The 17,639-nt window shown below is 49.3% G+C and carries 14 protein-coding genes; 13 read left to right on the forward strand and 1 reads right to left on the reverse strand.

Translation table 11 applies throughout. The features are described 5' to 3' along the window. Nucleotides 1-11: 11 nt before the first annotated feature. The 4 genes from P2H89_RS01950 (at nt 12) to P2H89_RS01965 (ending at nt 5,216) form a co-directional block, all read left to right on the forward strand. Complete coding sequence (locus P2H89_RS01950) at nt 12-494, forward strand: beta-carotene hydroxylase (protein ID WP_275824800.1); 483 nt, start codon at nt 12-14, stop codon at nt 492-494. Continuing rightward, entirely contained in the window at nt 491-1,633 is a 1,143-nt protein-coding gene (locus P2H89_RS01955; RefSeq protein ID WP_275824801.1) for a lycopene cyclase family protein, read from the forward strand. Before P2H89_RS01950 ends, P2H89_RS01955 begins: the two co-directional genes overlap by 4 nt. A 209-nt stretch (nt 1,634-1,842) precedes the next feature. Continuing rightward, the gene (locus P2H89_RS01960; RefSeq protein WP_275824802.1) at nt 1,843-3,780 is read left to right on the forward strand and encodes a T9SS type A sorting domain-containing protein; all 1,938 of its coding nucleotides are present in this window, start codon (nt 1,843-1,845) and stop codon (nt 3,778-3,780) included. Nucleotides 3,781-3,869: 89 nt separating this feature from the next. Next, the gene (locus P2H89_RS01965; protein ID WP_275824803.1) at nt 3,870-5,216 is read left to right on the forward strand and encodes a sigma-54 dependent transcriptional regulator; all 1,347 of its coding nucleotides are present in this window, start codon (nt 3,870-3,872) and stop codon (nt 5,214-5,216) included. On the opposite strand, the gene P2H89_RS01970 is transcribed toward P2H89_RS01965, so the two are convergent. Beyond that, nucleotides 5,208-6,467 (reverse strand): dicarboxylate/amino acid:cation symporter, encoded by a 1,260-nt coding sequence (locus P2H89_RS01970; RefSeq protein WP_275824804.1) that lies wholly within the window; start codon nt 6,465-6,467, stop codon nt 5,208-5,210. The two genes, P2H89_RS01965 and P2H89_RS01970, sit on opposite strands and share 9 nt — an antisense overlap. 550 nt (nt 6,468-7,017) lie before the next feature. On the opposite strand from P2H89_RS01970, the gene kdpA reads away from it, so the two are divergent. From kdpA to P2H89_RS02015, 9 genes are all read left to right on the forward strand, one after another. Next, nucleotides 7,018-8,730 carry a potassium-transporting ATPase subunit KdpA gene (gene kdpA, locus P2H89_RS01975; RefSeq protein ID WP_275824805.1) on the forward strand — a complete coding sequence of 571 codons (1,713 nt, stop codon included), beginning with the start codon at nt 7,018-7,020 and terminating at the stop codon, nt 8,728-8,730. Nucleotides 8,731-8,817: 87 nt separating this feature from the next. After that, nucleotides 8,818-10,866 (forward strand): potassium-transporting ATPase subunit KdpB, encoded by a 2,049-nt coding sequence (gene kdpB, locus P2H89_RS01980; protein ID WP_275824806.1) that lies wholly within the window; start codon nt 8,818-8,820, stop codon nt 10,864-10,866. 18 nt (nt 10,867-10,884) lie between these two features. After that, nucleotides 10,885-11,448, forward strand: coding sequence for a K(+)-transporting ATPase subunit C (locus P2H89_RS01985; protein WP_275824807.1), 564 nt, complete (start codon nt 10,885-10,887; stop codon nt 11,446-11,448). Between the two features lie 55 nt (nt 11,449-11,503). After that, a complete protein-coding gene (locus tag P2H89_RS01990; RefSeq protein WP_275824808.1) occupies nt 11,504-12,577 on the forward strand; it encodes a porin in 1,074 nt (357 codons plus the stop codon). Between the two features lie 73 nt (nt 12,578-12,650). Continuing rightward, nucleotides 12,651-13,010: a hypothetical protein gene (locus P2H89_RS01995; protein WP_275824809.1), complete on the forward strand. Its 360-nt coding sequence runs from the start codon at nt 12,651-12,653 to the stop codon at nt 13,008-13,010. 19 nt (nt 13,011-13,029) lie between these two features. Further along, the gene (locus P2H89_RS02000; protein ID WP_275824810.1) at nt 13,030-13,644 is read left to right on the forward strand and encodes a GNAT family N-acetyltransferase; all 615 of its coding nucleotides are present in this window, start codon (nt 13,030-13,032) and stop codon (nt 13,642-13,644) included. 22 nt (nt 13,645-13,666) lie between these two features. Beyond that, entirely contained in the window at nt 13,667-14,791 is a 1,125-nt protein-coding gene (locus P2H89_RS02005) for a sensor protein KdpD (RefSeq protein ID WP_275824812.1), read from the forward strand. 7 nt (nt 14,792-14,798) lie between these two features. Next, nucleotides 14,799-16,502: an ATP-binding protein gene (locus tag P2H89_RS02010; protein ID WP_275824813.1), complete on the forward strand. Its 1,704-nt coding sequence runs from the start codon at nt 14,799-14,801 to the stop codon at nt 16,500-16,502. A gap of 413 nt (nt 16,503-16,915) precedes the next feature. After that, nucleotides 16,916-17,446 (forward strand): DUF6265 family protein, encoded by a 531-nt coding sequence (locus tag P2H89_RS02015; protein WP_275824814.1) that lies wholly within the window; start codon nt 16,916-16,918, stop codon nt 17,444-17,446. Nucleotides 17,447-17,639: the final 193 nt, after the last annotated feature.

Consider the following 17,639-nt stretch of genomic DNA (forward strand, 5'->3'; position numbering starts at 1 on the left):
GTAAGAACTGTATGCAATGGGTAATATACATATTGGTGCTCGTGGGTACATTCCTCCTGATGGAAGGCATCACATGGCTTACCCATAAGTACATCATGCACGGACTACTCTGGTACCTGCACCGTGATCATCACCAGCCCGAACCGGGCTTCTTTGAAAAGAACGATGCCTTCTTTGTCATCTTCGCCATCCCCAGCTTTCTCTGCATTTTGTTTGGCACCCTCGATAAATTATACTGGCTGCAGGCCATCGGCTTTGGCATCATGGCCTACGGTTTTGCCTATTTTCTCGTTCATGATGTTATCATTCATCAACGCTTTAAGTGGTTTTCACGATCCAGTAATACCTATGTGAAAACCATTCGCTGGGCGCACAAGATGCACCACCGGCACCTGGGCAAAGAAGAGGGCGAGTCGTTTGGTATGCTCTATGTACATAAGAAGTATTGGGAGAAAGTGCGAAAAGATAAAAAAATGGCCGCCCGCCAACAGTGAACCGCTACGACTATATCATCGCAGGTGCAGGATGCGCCGGTCTCAGTTTCCTGGTAAGGCTGCTGCAAACAGAACAATACAATCAGCAAAAGATCCTCCTCATAGACCGGGCGCCCAAAACCACCAACGATCGCACCTGGTGTTTCTGGGAAAAAGAGGCCGGCTACTTCGATGCCATTGTGTATAAAAAATGGCAACAACTGTGGTTCAATCACCCCACATTTTCTACCAGGTATTCCATCGAACCCTATTCATACAAGATGATCAGGGCAATTGATTTTTATCAATATAGTTTTTCTGTCGTAGACAAGTACCCGAATGTGACTATTGTCTACGAACCCATTGAAGCGATCAGCCATGTGGAAGGCGGGGCGGTGGTGCAAACGGCCAACACATCCTATTTCGCACCCCGGGTGTTTTCTTCGGTGCTACCCGGAAAGCCGGTCCTGAAGAAAAATCAATACTACCTGCTCCAGCATTTCAAAGGATGGCGCATCAGAACGCCCCAAGCCATGTTCAACCCCACCGAAGCGACGCTCATGGATTTCCGTATCCCCCAAAAAAAGGGAACGGCTTTCGTATACGTCATGCCCTTTACCGAACAGGAGGCGTTGATAGAATACACCTTGTTCTCCGAACAATTACTCACAACACCCGAATATGACGCAGGTCTTACAGATTACCTCCATCGCGTACTCGGCATCACCGATTATACGATCGAAGAGGAAGAATTCGGAGCAATCCCAATGACCAATTATCGATACCCTGTATCCGATGGAGCGATCACTTATTTGGGTACGGCGGGCGGACAAACAAAACCTTCCACCGGCTACACCTTTCAATTCATCCAAAAACAAACGGCAAGCCTGGTCACCATGATGGATGAGCGACAACCAGCTACAGAAAAACACTTACAACACCACCGGCGCTTTCACTGGTACGATGCCACCTTGCTCAACATCCTTGCCCATAAAAAATTGCCCGGCGATATCATATTTAAAGAGCTCTTCAAAAACAATCGTATCACCGATATCCTGCAGTTCCTCGACAATGAAACCAGCCTCTTCCAGGAAATGAGAATAATTACGGTATTGCCAAAAAGGGTATTTCTACGCGCAGCATGCCAACAACTATTCTAAATAAGATCACCACCGGTTTGATAGACAATTAATAGTTGTCTTTGTGACATGCCCATATCCGTTCATGATTTTATGAAATATAGGCCCGGTGTGGATTTGATAAAACACAAATCGGCTTGTATTTATAAATGAGGTACATTTTGGCAGAATAATTGTAGATCAATCTCCTCGTTGAGTCGTAGCATTCATTAATCAAGGAAAGTGATCTTATGAGAAGCCTGTTTCTATGTGTGACTGCATGGGTATGCAGTTGTGTACCCCTATTCGCACAGGTTAGTTTTACTGCCGACAATGTTGTTCCACCCTACAACGGCGATTTTCTTTATGGTACCAATGGCGGCTGGTACTGGACCTGGGATGGAACATCCATCACCGATATCTCCGTCGGTAACCGATCCAAAAACATTGTTGGAATAGAAAGCAGAACCTTCAGGCCACCCATACCGGCCGACTTCGTAGACTATTACGGCTACGACGTGAGCCTCGCCGGGTTTCAATATGCACAAAATCTTGGTGTACGTGATGTAACCGTCATTCTAAACGGATCGGTACCTGGCCAGCGCGATAACACTTTTTATGGTCCAGACGGAAAACCCGCTGCCGGTAATACCTGCAATCAGTCATCCTGGATGTTCAAGAACATGTACACACCTATCTGGGACGGTGGCTTGAATGGCACTCCTTACAATGACACCAATTACTGCGCGAAGTACGTTTACGAGATAGTATCCCGCTATAAGTCATTTACCAAATTCTGGGAAGTGGTCAATGAACCCGATTTCGATCAAACACAGGTGGCCTGGCGCAGTCGCGGACAACCGGGCAACTGGTGGGAGAACCTGCCCGATCCCTGCGCACTCACCAATCTCCGCTCTCCCGTATTCCACTATATACGCTGGCTGCGTATCACCTACGATATTGTGAAGACACTCGACCCTACGGCCTATGTGTGCCCCGGCGGTATTGGCTACCTGGCATTTGCCGATATCCTTTGCAGGTACACCGATAACCCCGTCGATGGTAGTGTGACCCCCGAATATCCAAAACCGGCTTCTGCGTATTTCGATGTACTCAGCTACCACAGCTATCCGCAATACGCTTTGGGTTATTGGAGCAACGCTGCCAATGGCTTTGTGTATGAAAGGCAGTCCGATAAAGCTGCCGAGAAATTCGTGGAAGGCAAATACCTGTTCGATAGCCTGCTCGCCCTGTACGGATATGATGGAGTACAGAAACCCAAGAAGCTTTTCATCTGCACCGAGACCAACATCGCCTCTGCCTCCTTTGACGGATATATTGGTTCGGATGTGGCGCAAACCAACTATGTTATCAAAACAATGGTGCTGAGCCAAAAGCACGATATCAAACAAACTTATTTCTTTGTACTGGGCGATGGAAAGAAAGCATCGGAGGCAACCTATAGCTTCGACGTCATGGGCCTTTATGAATGCCTCACCGATAACGGACCTGCCAGTGGAGGTCCCGGTTACCAGCAGAAGATCAAGAATTCGGGCAAAGCATTTAAAACAATTGCCAACCTGTTGTACAAAGCAAAATATGATGCAGCAAGAACCGCCGCGTTGAACTTGCCCCCAAGTATTGAAGGTGGCGCCTTTCTGGACTCTACCGGCCTGTACAGGTATGTGCTGTGGGCCAAAACCACCGGCGATTGGAGTGAGAACTCTTCTGCCACCTATGCTTTTCCTGCGGCATTGGGGGTGTCGCCCACCATGGAGCTGCGGGCCTTCGACTGGAGTTACAGCAGGGCCACCAGCATCGTCAACTCCAACAGCATCCCGCTCACTGGTACGCCTGTGTTCATGTCGGAAGATTTTACCGTATTGGCCGTCGACGACGATAAACCCAAGCCGCCGCCCACCAGTTCGGAGTTTGCACTGAGCATCTATCCCAACCCGGCAACGCCTGCCACTACGATGACCTTTACCATCAAAGGAAATGCAAAGGTCAACGTGTCGATCTTCAATGCTGAAGGCCGCCTCGTAAAAACAGTACTCAACAGCCGCAGTTATACGGCCGGTACACATATTGTGAAGTTGCCCATACAGGAGCTCACAAGTGGAGTGTACTATGCCCGGTTCGAAACGGAAAAGTCGAAAGAAATGCGAAAGTTTGTCGTTACTAAATAATCACTCAATGCCAGGAGCCGGTCACCCGCGTTAGGCGGGAGCCGGCTCATTTTACTTTTCCGTAGCTTTGTCCCCAACAAAGCATACCTATGCCCGGCACCATACTCCTGATCGACGATGAAGAAAAGCTGAGAGGACTCCTGAAACGCATCATCACCCTCGAAGGGTTTACGACCCTCGAAGCCTCCAACCTCCGCGCCGGCGCCAAACTACTCGAAAAAGAACCCATCGACATCGTGCTTTGTGATGTAAAACTGCCCGACGGCAGCGGCGTCGAATTTGTAAAGGAGGTAAAAGCAAAACATCCTGTTGTCGAGATCATTCTGCTTACCGCTTACGGTAATATCCCCGACGGCATACAGGCTATGAAGAACGGAGCCTTTGACTACATTACCAAAGGCGACGACAACGATAAGATCATACCCCTCCTCATGCGGGCCCTGGAGAAAGTGCAACTGCAAAAACGCATTGAACAACTCGAACAGCAGGTAGGAAAGAAATACAGTTTCGATAATGTGCTCGGGCACTCACCGGCCATCAAAGAGGCGATCGCGCTGGCTCGCAAAGTAGCGCCCGCCGACGCAACGGTATTGTTATTGGGGGAAACAGGTACGGGAAAGGAAGTATTTGCCCAGGCCATCCACGCCGGCAGCAAACGGGCCGGTAAACCCTTCCTGGCCCTCAACTGCGGAGCCTTCAGCAAGGAGCTGCTCGAAAGTGAATTGTTTGGCTACCGCGCCGGCGCCTTTACCAGTGCCGTCAAGGATAAGAAAGGCCTCATTGAAGAAGCCAATAATGGTACGCTGTTCCTCGACGAAATAGGGGAGATGCACATCGACCTGCAGAGTAAATTGCTGCGGGTGCTCGAAACCAGCGAATTCATTAAAGTAGGCGATACAAAACCCACACGGGTGAATGTAAGGATCATTGCAGCAACCAACCGCCACCTGCACGAGGAAGTGAAAGAAGGCAGGTTCCGGGAAGATCTCTATTACCGGCTGAACGTATTCACCATCTCACTACCTGCGCTGCGTGATCGCAAGAAGGACATCCCCGCCCTGGCGATCTATTTCATGCAGGTGTTTGCCCGTAAATCGAATCAGCGCATCACAGGCATGTCGGCCGAGTTCCTCGAGCAAATGGAACGTCATGCCTGGAAAGGAAACATCCGGGAGTTGAAGAATATTATGGAGCGTGCCGTCATCATGTCTGATGGTCCCGAGTTGCAGGTGAGCGACCTGCCGCTCGAACTACAACAGGCGCCAGACGCAGGAGCCGGCGCAACACTGTCTGCCTTTTCGCTAGCCAGCATGGAGAAATTGCATATTCAACGGGTGCTCAACCATACCCATGGTAATAAAACCGAAGCCGCTAAGTTGTTGGATATCGGTCTCACTACCTTATACCGGAAAATAGAGGAATACAAGTTATTGTAACACCTTTTTCGCCTTCTCCATATCCAGTTCCTTCTCCCATTTCGATACGAAGATAGTTGCCACCGCATTGCCAATAATATTGGTGAGGGCGCGGGCCTCGCTCATGAAGCGATCTATGCCTAATATAAGGGCCAGCCCTGCAACAGGGATATTACCCGCAGCCGGCAGCGTGGCGGCCAGCGTAATGAAACCGCTGCCGGTAACACCCGCAGCTCCTTTGGAGGTAATCATCAATACCAGCAACAGGGTAAGCTGCTGGCCAAGGTCCATGGGCGTATTGGTAGCCTGCGCAATAAAGATAGCAGCCATGGTGAGGTAAATGGAAGTGCCGTCGAGGTTGAACGAATAGCCGGTAGGTACCACCAGTCCAACCACCGATTTGGAGCAGCCTGCATTTTCAAGCTTCTCGATCAGGCTCGGCAGGGCCGATTCACTGGAGGAGGTGCCCAACACAATGAGCAATTCTTCTTTCAGGTACTTCAGCAGTTTAAAGATGTTGAACCGCATGTAATATAGTATGCTGCCCAGTACCACTACAATGAAGATGATACAGGTGAGGTAGAAAGTGCCCATCAGTTTTGCCAGTTGCTGCAAACTGCCGGCACCGTATTTACCGATGGTGAACGACATGGCGCCGAGGGCACCCAGCGGCGCCACGCGCATGATCACATGGATAATGCCAAAGAGAATATCAGAGAAACCCTTAATAAAGGTCATTACCGGGTGCACCCGGCTTCCCAGCTTCAGCGCAGCAGCGCCAAACAATACCGAGAACAGCAATATCTGCAACAGGTCGCCTTTCGTAAAGGCATCGAAGATCGTGTGCGGAATAATATTCAGCAGAAACTCAGTCGTGGTTTGCGCCTTTGGCACTACAGCAACATCTTTCAACGCTGATGGGTCCAGTTTGGTGACATCTATATTCATTCCCACGCCGGGCTTCAGTATGTTGATAGCTGCCAGTCCGATCAACAGCGCGATGGTCGTTAATACCTCAAAATAGAGCAGCGCCTTTACGCCTACTGTCCCCGCACGCTTCATGTCGTCCATCCCCGTCATACCGCTCACGATGGTACAGAAGATCACCGGACCGATCAACATCTTCACCAGGCGGATGAACCCATCGCCCAGAGGCTTTAACTGTACCGCAAAAGAAGGGTAAAAATGGCCGAGCAAAATACCGGTAACGATCGCTACAATTACCTGAAAATAAAGACTCCGGTAGAACTTTTTACTGCGCTTGGGGATCATGCCGTCAAGATAGGGAAATAATTTGTATCACTTCTTTTTCCATTTTGAAAAGCCACCCTACCAAAATGAAAGGGTGGCCAACGAGTGGCGGCCATGCCAGCAATCAATCCTTCGCGGCTAAGCGCTTATAAATCAAATAGTAATTGACTGTTCAAAAAAAAGTACGGCTACCGGTACACCCTTTGCCAACCCTATTGGCAAATGACAAATATGAAAACGAACAAAAAGGCATTCGCCGACCGGCTCAACATGCACATCGTGGTGCCGGCCTTGTATGTAGCCGTGCTCATCGCTTTACTCATATCCTCGCTCACCCACTAAAATCCAGCAAAATGCTCACTATAATTCTTTTGATCGCCGGCATTACCAGTTTCGCACTCTTTTTTAAATGTGTCGATTTTTTCGAAAAGGTATAGGCGAAAACATTGATAAAGGCAAAAACTAAACAGTCATGATGAATATACTCTTTGCAGTCTCCATCCTCGTATTTATTTACCTGGTCTACGTACTGCTCAAACCCGAAAAATTTTAACGCTAAACTGATTGGACAATGAATACAGAATTAACCGGTGTGGTCGTAACGTTCCTGCTGACAGTACTGTTGGCTTTTCCACTGGGACGCTATATCGCCAAAGTGTTCCGCGGCGATAGAACGATCACCGACTTCATGAATCCCGTTGAAAAATTCATCTTCCGCTTCAGTGGTATCGATCCCGCTAAAAAGATGAATTGGAAGGAGTTTCTCAAGGCCATGCTTACCATCAACATGCTTTGGTTCGTTTACGCCTTCTTCCTGCTCCTTTTCCAGGACAAGCTGCCTTTGAACCCCGATGGCAATCCAGGTCAGACACCCGATCTGGCCTTCAATACCGCCATCAGTTTTCTCGTCAACTGCGACCTGCAGCACTATTCCGGCGAATCGGGCGTCACTTACCTCACCCAGTTGCTGGTAATGAACTTTCTCATGTTCGTCAGTGCTGCTACAGGCATTGCTGCTCTCGTAGGTGTGCTCAATGGCCTGCGGGAAAAGACCACCAACAACCTGGGTAACTTCTGGAGCATCTTCACCAAAACGGTTACCCGCATCCTGTTACCGCTCTGTATCGTCGTGGCCCTCATCCTGGTCTTTAATGGTACACCCGCCAGCTTTGATGGAAAAGATACCACGACCACCTTGCAGGGCGATACGATACAGGTATCTCGCGGACCCGCAGCCGGGATGATCGCGATCAAGCACATAGGCACCAATGGCGGCGGTTGGTTTGGGGCCAACTCAGCGCACCCGCTGGAGAATCCCAATTATTTCACCAATATGGTCGAGCTGATCGCGCAAATGATCATACCTATCGCGATGATCTTCGCACTCGGCTTTTACCTCAACCGCAAGAAACTGGCGTACGTGATATTCGGCGTTATGACGGTAGGTATGCTGTTGCTGCTGATACCCACGATACATTGGGAAACAGCCGGCAGCCCGGCCATCGAAAAACTCGGTGTGGCGCAACCAATGGGCGCCATGGAAGGAAAAGAGGTTCGCTTTGGCCCTGCCTCCTCCGGCTACTGGAGCATCGTTACCACGATCATTTCAACTGGCTCCGTCAACTCCATGCATGATAGCTCCATGCCACTCTCGGGTATGATGCAAATGTTGGGTATGATGATCAATGCCTTCTATGGCGGTTGTGGAGTAGGCATACTCAACTATCTTGTCTATATCATCATTGCGGTGTTTATCGCCGGGCTGATGGTGGGGCGTACGCCAGAGTTTATGGGACACAAAGTGGAAGCCCGCGAAGTGAAGATCGCCGCCATCGTAACCCTTTTCTCAGCCTTCCTGCTGAAAGCTGGTGTGGCACTCGCGGCCTACTTCGTAGCCCATCATCCGGAAATGGCCTGGGCCGTAAAACCCAGCGCCTGGTTGAATAATCCTGGCTATCACGGCTTCTCTGAAATGTTGTACGAATTTACCTCAGCCAATGCCAACAATGGTAGCGGATTTGAAGGTCTCGGTGATAATAATATCTTTTGGAACGTATCGACGGGCATCGTGCTCATCCTTTCGCGGTTCATACCCATCATTGGTCCGGTAGCGATCGTTGGTTTGCTGGCCAACAAAAAATTCATACCCGAATCACCCGGAACCCTTCGCACCGACTCCATGACCTTTGGTATGATGACATTCGCAGTTATTATAATCATTAATGCCCTATCCTTCTTCCCGGCATTGACCCTGGGACCACTCGCTGAATATTTCAGCATGTAGGTAAGCGCACGTAGGTGACGGGGCTGGCAATAAGGCCTCGTCACTTACCAATCGCTTGATTTCAAAGCAACATAAAGACTATTAACAATGAAGAATAATAAAACAGCTTTATTTCCGCGCGACCTGGTGATGACCGCCCTGAAACAGTCGTTCGTAAAGCTCAACCCCCGCTCCATGTTCCGTAACCCGGTTATGTTTACGGTCGAACTGGGAACATTTGTTATGCTGGGTGTTTGTATCTGGATCGCCGCTGGCGAAACTTCCCAGGGCAGCCTGGCTTACAATGCCTTCATCACAGCAATCTTATTTATCACGGTGCTCTTTGCCAATTTTGCAGAAGCCATTGCCGAAGCACGAGGTAAAGCACAGGCAGATAGCCTTCGAAAAACGAGAGAAGATACACCTGCCAAAAAGGTCTTCGCTGTAGGCGAAATATTTACCAACGAGATTAAGATCGTACCCTCTTCCGAGCTTCGCAAAGGCGACAGCTTTGTGTGTGAAGCCGGTGATATAATACCCATGGACGGTGAGATCATTCAGGGCCTTGCCACCATCGATGAATCTGCCATTACCGGCGAATCAGCGCCCGTGATCCGCGAATCGGGTGGCGACAAGTCATCCGTAACCGGAGGTACCAAAGTACTGAGCGACCGCATTATCGTAAAAGTGACCACCGAACCTGGTGAAAGCTTTCTCGACAAGATGATCGCACTCGTAGAAGGTGCTTCCCGCCAGAAAACACCTAACGAGATCGCCTTGACGATCCTGCTGGCAAGCTTCACCTTAATTTTTATCATCGTATGCGTAACGCTGAAACCATTTGCCGATTACGCCAATACCTCCATCACCATCGCGGCCTTCATTTCCTTGTTCGTATGTCTCATACCTACCACCATTGGCGGATTGCTTTCCGCGATCGGTATAGCCGGTATGGACAGAGCACTACGCGCAAACGTGATCACCAAAAGCGGTAAGGCCGTAGAAACGGCCGGCGACCTTGATACACTCTTACTCGATAAAACTGGTACCATCACCATCGGTAACCGTAAGGCCACCCACTTCTGGCCATCGGGCAATACCCGTGAGAACGATTTCATCGAAGCCTGCGTGCTGGCCTCCCTGGCCGATGAAACACCTGAAGGTAAATCGATCATCGAACTGGCCGCCGGTAAAGGGGTAAAGCACACACCTTCTGCCAATGGTATTAAGTTCATTCCTTTCAAGGCCGAAACCAGAAGCAGTGGGGTCGATTTGCGGGATGGCACCAAGATCCGCAAGGGAGCATCCGATGCGATCAAGAACATGGTGAAAAAGACTGGAAACGGCTTTCCGGTTGAAACGGAAGACAAAGTAAAGGAGATCGCTCAAAATGGCGGTACGCCCCTGGTGGTTAGCCGCAATGAATCTGTGCTCGGCGTGATTGAATTGCAGGATATCATCAAACCGGGTATACAAGAGCGTTTCGAACGCCTGCGTAAGATGGGTGTGAAAACAGTGATGGTAACAGGCGATAACCCCCTTACGGCAAAATACATTGCCCAAAAAGCAGGTGTGGACGATTATATCGCCGAGGCAAAGCCGGAAGATAAAATGAACTATATCAAAAAGGAACAGCAGGGCGGTAAACTGGTGGCCATGATGGGCGATGGTACCAACGATGCGCCGGCGCTCGCACAGGCAGACGTAGGTGTGGCGATGAACAGTGGAACCCAGGCAGCCAAAGAAGCAGGTAACATGGTGGATCTTGACAACGACCCCACCAAGCTCATCGAGATCGTGGAGATCGGCAAGCAATTGTTGATGACCAGGGGCACGCTCACCACCTTCTCCATTGCCAACGATGTAGCCAAATACTTTGCCATCGTGCCGGCCCTGTTCATTACCTCGATACCTGCTTTACAGGCCCTCAATATCATGCACCTGAAAAGCCCTGAAAGCGCCATCCTGTCGGCGGTGATCTTCAACGCGATTATCATTCCAGTGCTTATTCCACTCGCATTGCGCGGTGTAGCCTACAAGCCCATTGGTGCCAGCGCGCTGTTACGCAGGAACCTGTTTATCTATGGCCTGGGTGGTATCATCGTTCCCTTTATCGGTATCAAGCTCATCGATATGGTACTGGCTTTATTCATGTAATACTATAAAAACAAGGTTATGAAGAAATATATATTGCCCTCCCTCAAGTTGACCATCGTAATGGTGTTGTTGCTGGGCGTGATCTATCCCATACTCATTGCAGCCGTAGGCACCATGGCGCCTGGAGGAGGAAAAGGTGAAAAGGTGATTGTGAATGGGAAGGAAGTTGGCTACGCATTAGTCGGACAAAAATTCACGGACGATAAATACTTTCAGGGACGTCCATCGGCGGTCGACTACAATGCCGCCGGATCTGCAGGTTCCAATAAAGGGCCATCCAATCCCGATTATCTTACAACAGTGCAGGAGCGCATCGACACATTCCTGGTGCACAACCCTGGTGTAAAGAAAGAGCAGCTACCGGCCGAACTGGTAACAGCTTCAGGCAGTGGCCTCGATCCCGATCTGTCACCCACAGCCGCTAAAGTGCAGGTAAAACGGATTGCTGTTCTTCGGCACATCGAAGAATCAACACTGATAGCGCTGGTCGACAAACAAACCGAAGGCCCCTTCCTCGGACTCTTTGGCCCGGCTAAAGTGAACGTACTCAAGCTGAACATCGCACTCGACCAATTAAAATAAACAGCCCCGTAATATTCGCGATAGAACAAACACTAATAATACAAGAGAAAGAACCATGAAACAGATCATCGCTGGCGCCCTCTTACTTACAGGTATGAGCGCCCTGGCGCAGGACACGAAACCCTCGCCGCTTACCTTTAGTGGATATGCTGAAGTGTATTATACCTACGATTTTAACAAACCGCTGGATAACAATCGTCCAGGATTTATGTACAGCCACAACCGCAGTAACGAATTCAACCTCAATGTGGGTTATCTGAAAGCTGCTTATGCAACAGAGCGGGTGCGCGCCAACCTGGCCATCGCAGCAGGCACCTACATGAATGCCAACTATGCAGCTGAGCCCGGCGTATTGAAAAATGTATATGAAGCCAACGCTGGCGTGAAGCTGTCAAAGAAAAAGAACCTCTGGCTCGATGCCGGTATCTTTGGATCGCATATAGGATTCGAAAGCGCCATCTCTAAAGATTGCTGGACACTCACCAGAAGCCTCGCGGCCGAAAATTCGCCTTATTACGAAGCAGGTGCTAAACTTACCTATGCCACCGATAACAATAAGTGGGTATTGAGTGCACTCGCACTCAACGGCTGGCAACGTATCAAAAGAGTAGATGGCAATTCACTGATGAGCTGGGCAACGCAGGTGCAGTTCAAGCCAAACAGCACTACCACTTTTAACTACAGCACCTTCATCGGCTCCGACAAACCCGATAGCGTTAGGCTCATGCGTTACTTCCATAACCTGTATGCAACCTTTAACCTGAGTCCCAAACTGGGTGTTACTGCCGGCTTCGATATTGGCCAGGAACAAAAAGCCAAAGGCAGCAGTGCGATGAATACCTGGTACACGCCTGTGCTTATCCTCAAATACACGATCAATGATCAGTGGGCTATTGCCGCCAGGGGGGAATATTATGAAGACAAGAATGGTGTGATCATTGCCACCGGAACCGAAAATGGGTTCAAAACTACCGGTTACTCCCTCAACCTCGATTACGCGCCAGCGCCCAATGTGCTGGTACGCCTCGAAGGAAGAAACCTGAGCAGCAAAGATGCCATCTTCGTTAAAGAGAAAGATGTTCAAAAGAACAACACTTTTGTTACAGCTTCAGTAGCCGTGAGTTTTTAACAGACTTGCCTATTCCTTTTCATCGCCAGCCTCTTCCCGTGTGGAAGGGAGCTGGCTCTTAAAACCGGAAAAGATGATTACCCAATATGAAGTGCCGGCCCTGTTGAAAGAAGCGTTGCCTGCGATATCCGAAATTCACTATCCGGCCCGTTTCCCGATGGATATCTATAAGTCGGTACAAAGTTTTTCAGCCTATACCTGTATGGCGGTACAAGAGCACAATCATAACCTGGTCCGGAAATGCTTCGCGCTGGCAGATAAGCTTTACCATCAAGGCGATCACCTGGTAAAGAATGTGATCGAGAATACCTATGTGTTTTCCTTCTCTGCCTTTATGCCTAAAGACAAAGTAGAGAAACTGATCCTCCGTTCTATGATACCAGCCGCTCTCTACACCGTTTACCTGAAGCAGGTAATGGGTTCAGGCTGCTAAAATCAATAAAAGAAATATTATGGAACCCGATAGTAAAACGGAACCTGATAGTATCATCGTTCGTATAGCCAATAGCGAGGACGAACAGTACGCGCAAGAGATCGTAGCGGAAATGGAAAGTTCCGCAAAAGCCCGCGGTACCGGTATATCCAAAAGGTCGCCGGCCTCGATAGCGGAAAAAATGAAACAGGGTAAAGGCGTGATCGCTTTGACTGCCAATGGCCGCTGGGTAGGCTTCTCTTACTTAGAAGTGTGGGCGGCCGGGGAGTTTGTATCCAACTCGGGGCTTATCGTTAGTCCGGCCTGGCGCGAGCAGGGCGTGGCAAGGGCCATCAAGGAAAAGGTCTTTGAGTTGTCGCGCCAACTGTATCCCGAAACAAAGATCTTCAGCATCACCACCAGTATGGCGATCATGAAAATGAATACACGCCTTGGTTTTGAGCCGGTTACATTCGATAATATCGTGCGGGAGGAAGCATTCTGGAATGGCTGCAAGAGCTGCGTGCACTACGATATCCTGCAAAGAAAACAGTGCAGGAACTGCCTCTGTACCGCGATGCTCTTTATTCCCGGCCCGGAAAAAGGTAACTTAGAATCGGGCTTAACCGGGTCGAAGACAATTGTTGCCGGATAATCAGGAACTACTAAAAGTATATATGCCCGACAGAGATAAAAACGTAGAACATTTTATTGAACTCATCCGCCAGTCGAGGCGCGGTAAGTTCAAGGTCTATATTGGCATGAGCGCCGGTGTCGGAAAAACCTACCGCATGCTCCAGGAAGCACATACCCTGCTGCGCAACGGGGTCGATGTCAAGATTGGTTACATCGAAACGCATCAGCGCAAGGAGACCCATGCCTTGCTGGAAGGGTTGCCGGTAATACCGCGTCGTAAACTTTTTTACAAAGGCAAGGAGTTGGAGGAGCTGAATGTGCAGGCCATCCTCAACCTGCATCCCGAGGTAGTGGTGGTGGATGAGCTCGCTCACTCCAATATAGAAGGCAGCAAGAACGAAAAGCGCTGGCAGGATGTGATGGATATACTCGATGCAGGCATCAATGTGATCAGCGCTGTGAATATCCAGCATATCGAAAGCCTCAATGAAGAGGTAAAGGACATTACAGGCATAGAAGTTGCCGAACGTATTCCCGATAGTATCCTCAAGCAGGCCGATGAGGTTGTCAACATCGACCTTACGGCCGATGAACTGGTGACCAGGCTGCGGGAGGGAAAGATCTATGCACCTGAGAAAGTGGAAACTGCCTTGCGCAATTTCTTCCAATCCGAAAAGATCCTTCAGCTCCGTGAGCTTGCACTCAAGGAAGTAGCCAGCCAGGTAGAACGGAAAATTGAGACCGAGCTGCCGCGTAACGGCAATGCCAGGCAGGAGCGATTCCTGGCCTGCATCAGCAGTAACCATGAAGTGGCGAGAAAGGTGATACGGAAAACCGCCCGGCTCTCCAGTTACTACAATAGCAAATGGTACCTCCTGTATGTGCAAACACCCCGGGAAGACGGCGATAAGATCGGGCTGGCAGCGCAACGACACCTGATCAATAACTTTAAGCTGGCTACCGAGCTGGGCGGGGAAGTGATTAAAATAAAACACAGTAATATTGCCAAGGGGATCATCGAAGTGGCCGAGCAGCGAAAGATAACGACCATCTGCGTAGGAAAGCCACACCTCAACCTGTTTAATGTCATCCTCAGTACCGCCGTGTTCAACCAGTTATTGAATAAGTTGTCGGCAGCTGAAATTGACATCGTCATCCTATCATAATAAACCTATGGGCGTTCGTTTAAAAACAAAACTGTCGCTGGGCCTCGGCTTTCTCTTCCTGGTGATACTTACATTCGGGATCCTCAGTTTGTATTATATCAACCGGCTCAGCAGCGATGCCGACCGTATCCTCCGGAATAATTATGAGTCGCTCGTATATTCCAACAATATGCTGAAGGCGCTCGAAGAGATGCCGGGCGATACCAGTGCCTTTACCCTGTTCGATGCCAACCTGCGCAACCAGGAAGCCAATGTTACCGAGTCGGGCGAACGGGAGGTGACAGAAGCACTTCGAAGGAACTTCGGTCAGTTGCAGCACCAACGGACCGATTCATTGAATTATGCCCGCCTCCGCGAATCGATCCGCATGATCAATGAGATCAATCATGAATCGATCCTGAAAAAAAATGCCATTGCTGCCACAACGGCAAAAAATGCGCAGCTATGGATCACGATCATCTTTACCAGCCTCATACTGATCGTACTCACCTTTATCTATAATTTCCCGGGCGTCATTGCCGAACCCATTGCTAAACTGGCTGATGGTATTCGTGAAATAGCCAACAAGAATTATAGCAAACGTATTTACCTTAAGCAGGAAGATGAATTTGGTGAGCTGGCCCAGGCATTCAACAGCATGGCCGCCAAACTCGATGAATACGAGAACAGCAACCTGGCTAAACTTACCTTTGAGAAGAAACGAATTGAAACGATCATCAACCAGATGCGCGATGGCATCATTGGGCTCGATGACAGAGGCCATATCCTTTTCCTCAATGCCGTTGCTGAAAAGCTGCTGGGTCTTAAGGAAGCAGAGATGATCGGTAAGTATGCCCCCGATCTGGCGCTTAAAAACGATCTTATGCGTACGCTCCTGCGCGATGAGCAGGCAAAGAAAGAATTGAAGATCTATGCCGATGAGAAGGAGAGTTACTTTAGTAAGGATGTATTGGATGTGATGAACAATGGCCAGGTGGCTGGACAAGTGATCGTATTGCGCAACATTACCCTGTTTCATGAACTCAATGAAGCCAAGACCAATTTCATCGCCACGGTATCGCATGAACTAAAAACACCGATCTCCTCCATTAAGATGAGCGCACGCCTGCTGACCGATAACAGGGTAGGGGAGATGAACGCAGAACAGCAGGAGCTCACCAAAAGCATCACGGAAGATGCCGACAGGCTCTTGAACATAACCAGTGAACTGCTCAATATGTCGCAGGTAGAAACAGGCAACATCCAACTCAAACTGCAGCCTTCGCGACCGGAAGCCATCATCGAGCAGGCTGTGCAGGCCGTACAGTTCCAGGCACAGCAAAAGAACATTGCCCTGCGTACGAAACTGGCGGCAACACTTCCGCAGGTGCAGGCCGATGTAGAGAAGACTTCCTGGGTATTGATCAACTTTCTCACCAACGCCATCCGCTATTCACCCGACACCTCGTTCATTGATATAGAAGCCAGTCTGCAGAGCAATAAGGTGATCTTCACCGTAACCGACTACGGCAAGGGCATCGATGAAAAATACCTCACCCGCCTGTTCGACCGGTACTTCAAAGTGCCGGGCACTCATGAGCGTAATGGTACCGGCCTCGGCCTGGCCATCTCCAAAGAGTTTATAGAAGCCCAGGGGGGAACCATCTGGGTCAATAGCCGCATCGGCGAAGGAAGCCGCTTTGGGTTTGAGTTGGCGGTAGCCAGGGGGTGATCTGCAAGCTGATTTTTTCTCTTAAGATACTGACCAATTTGTCTAGCAGTATCGGCGAACAGAGCGCCTATTCCCAAGCAGGCCGGACATTTCGGCCAATTCGGACCAAACGACCAAATCCGGACAACCACATTTGGTCTGGTACCGTATTCTTTATAGGTTTGTTGAGCACCAATGGAGATTAGCCATAGGGTTGTTGAAATGACAAGGTGCCGGTTACGGGAAATGAAAGAGAAATAAAGGCTCGGTTTAGCATAGATGATGCGGGGACGGTGTATGGACGGTGCATGGATGTTGCATAGATACTCCATAGATGGTGTATGAAAATAGCGTAGTCAACAAAAAGAGCGTTTTTTCACAAAAAACAGCCTCCGGAATATTGCAATCATTCGCCTGACATAAAAACCAGCAATATGAACGAACATCGTAATTCAGCTGCCACGCTTATGGTCATTACCGCAAAGTTGCTATTAACGGCCAGACCCGCGCTCATGGCGTTGCTCATGCTTTGCTTCCTGGATCAGGTACAAGCGCAACAACCATCTGCCGCTGTGCCCGATGATTTCAAAAAACTTCACTGGCTTTCCGGTACCTGGCAACGAACGAATGCTAAACCTGGCCGCTCTGGCTACGAGCGTTGGGAAATGGATGGCGACCGGGCCATGAAAGGATGGGGAGTAAGCATGAAAGGCAATGATACCCTGATCACAGAAAAGATCAGGTTGGAGATCAAAGACAACAAGATCTGGTACGTGGCAGATGTACCCGAAAACAAAGCGCCGGTATATTTCGAACTCACTTCAATTACTCCCTCCGGATTTATCTGCGAGAATCCTGCGCACGATTTTCCAAAGAAAATATCCTATCAGTTGGAAGGAAACATACTCACTGCTATCATATCGGCGGGCGATAAGTCCATACCTTATCTGTTTAAAAAGCAGTAAGATGGTTCATTATCCATCTCATGGATAATATATCCCTATAATGGTTAAGGGAAAATCGATAGGAATTTCTAATCTCCCTAACTTTATCCAGTCTATTACACCCAACCACGCAATTCCTCCATTTGGTTATCATGCTCTCTTCCTGGAGGAAACGATCACAGTCATTTCCTGGTTTATACTAACAACAGTGACG

The sequence above is a fragment of the Paraflavitalea sp. CAU 1676 genome (genome assembly GCF_029223285.1).
In the GTDB taxonomy this organism is placed as follows: domain Bacteria; phylum Bacteroidota; class Bacteroidia; order Chitinophagales; family Chitinophagaceae; genus Paraflavitalea.